Here is a 1,606-nt window from a genome sequence, read left to right on the forward strand (position 1 = left end):
CAATGGTGGCGACCACAATGATGATTAAGCTGACACCACCAATGAACTCGCACATCCTTGCAATAAAGCGACTGACTCTAACCAAAAATGCCATGTGATACCTCCAAATAGGTTAAACCTTACAAGCAGCACTAGCAGCTTTGGCTTTTTCATAAACGCTATCAGCATCTAAACCTAGAGCCTTGACATCAGTAAGGTATTTTTGTGTCCCTTTTTCAAGAGGCCCTTTCCAGTCTGGGTTGTTGAGTGGATCTGGAATGTCGATAACCTCGTCACCTTTGTCTCTTGCTGCTTGCAGCGCCATCTGATCATGTTTATCAAAGACCTCACCAACCTTTTTCGCCAGTGCCATACCTGAGTTTTTATCAATTACTTGCTTTAGATCATCAGGTAATCTGTCGTAGCTATCCTGATTCATAGTTACCATCAGCGCAGAACTATAAAACGGAATATTAGTATGATATTTTGTTATTTCATCAATCTTGAATGTTGTAACAGCTTCCCATGGGAAACTCAGTCCATCAACGACACCGCGCTGCAGAGACGTATACATATCATTAGCAGGCAATCCTACTGGAGATGCACCCATACTCTCAATAATGTCACCGGCGACTGCAGAAGGTCTACGAATACGCATACCTTTCATATCTTCAGGGGTCCGAATCAGTTTATTTGTAGTATGAAGAGTTCCAGGCCCCGCACCATACATAAACAGCAGATGCGAGTCTTTATACTCATCAGCAATAGTGCCATCTTCATAAAGAGTTTGGAGCATACAACCCATCTGAGTCGCTGAACTTGATAAACCTGGAAGTTCGGCAATTTGAGTTAATGGGAAGCGGCCACTGGTATAGCCATGCGCTTGAGAACCAATATCGATAGTTCCCTTTACAGCAGATTCGTAGGTAACATCTGCCTTACTAAGTGTCGCCGATGGATATAGCTCAACTTTTAGACGACCATTGGAATCTTTTTCTATTTGTTTTGCCCAAGGCTGAAAGACTTCTTGGTTAATAGAAGAGGTCGCTGGCCAAAAATGTGAAAAACGCAGAGTAGTTGTTTCTTGAGAGGAAGCAGCAGAGGCGTCGCCATTGCTATCAGATTGATTAGAACAACCCATTAGGCTAAGTGCTGCTATAGCACCTATTGAAAAAAGAGGAGCAAATTTCATTATCAATTCCTTTTGATAATTATTAAAGAAATAAGAGTCTATTTTTTAATTTTAAGATAGGTGAATATAAAGTGAGGTTTACCATACTTATAAATATCCATCTAACATTTATTAATAAATAGCCCTTTATAGTGAATACAAATATCTATTGTTGATTCTGTGTTAATTTTTCTAACTAAAACCAAAAGTAGTAACTGAAATTAGCAGCTATAATGATAGGTGTCAAATCATTTTATGAGAAATATCAAAGATATTATATCTTAATACCATATTTTGTGTCTCTGTCCTTTATTTCTGTAATCCACCAAAGAATATTTACTTGTTTTTCAGAAAGGGCTTTGGTATTAAAATAAGGCAAGCAAAGAAAAGCCCCCTTTGCGTTAGCAAAGGGGGCTTTATCTATAAATAGAGAGCTGACGATGACCTACTCTCACA

Annotated in this window: 1 protein-coding gene; it reads right to left on the reverse strand. The window is 38.9% G+C overall.

What is annotated here, in order from left to right; translation table 11 throughout:
- Positions 1-112: 112 nt before the first annotated feature.
- Positions 113-1,171 (reverse strand): TRAP transporter substrate-binding protein, encoded by a 1,059-nt coding sequence (locus AAEY88_RS12500; RefSeq protein ID WP_350562894.1) that lies wholly within the window; start codon positions 1,169-1,171, stop codon positions 113-115.
- Between the last annotated feature and the right edge of the window lie 435 nt (positions 1,172-1,606).

The organism is Psychrobacter sp. CAL346-MNA-CIBAN-0220 (assembly GCF_040309805.1).
GTDB lineage: Bacteria > Pseudomonadota > Gammaproteobacteria > Pseudomonadales > Moraxellaceae > Psychrobacter.

Bases quoted from the DNA above. Each gene is read 5' to 3' on its own strand.
- AAEY88_RS12500 (WP_350562894.1), bottom strand. From the start codon at position 1,171: ATGAAATTTGCTCCTCTTTTTTCAATAGGTGCTATAGCAGCACTTAGC.